The organism is Streptococcus sp. DD11 (assembly GCF_001578865.1).
Taxonomy (GTDB): Bacteria; Bacillota; Bacilli; order Lactobacillales; family Streptococcaceae; genus Streptococcus; species Streptococcus panodentis.
On sequence record NZ_KQ969444.1, the window covers coordinates 1 to 458 of the forward strand.

Here is a 458-nt window from a genome sequence, read left to right on the forward strand (position 1 = left end):
AGCTTAAACTGCAGGATTGCCAGAGCTTGGTGGACCTTTTCCAGCTGCAGGATCTGCTCCTCGGAAAATTCCCCGCTTCTGCTGCCCAAAATAGGCTTAAACTTGGGATTGGCTGTATAAGTCTTGTCCGCAAAGCTGGTCAGCGGCCGCAGATTCAGGCCGTAAGCTCTCTCAATATCCCACAGATAGCCATAACGGGCCGCAATCCGCAGCAGGATGAGCAGGCATTCCCTGGAGCCAAAGAAAGCCCCCATCCAGATGATATCGTGGTTGCCCCACTGCACATCAACGGAGTGAAAGGCCAGCAGCTCGTCCATGACCCGATCGCTGGCAGCCCCTCTGTCAAAAATATCACCGACCACATGCAGGTGGTCAATAATCAGCTGGCGGACCGTCCGCGACAGACCGATGATGAAGGGCCGGGCCTCCCGCAGGTCGATTAAATAGCCCAGAATCGT

General features: G+C 55.2%; 1 protein-coding gene. It reads right to left on the reverse strand.

What is annotated here, in order from left to right; translation table 11 throughout:
- A partial coding sequence (locus tag STRDD11_RS13330; protein WP_128837679.1) for a fructose-bisphosphatase class III occupies positions 1-458 on the reverse strand: 458 nt, incomplete at both ends.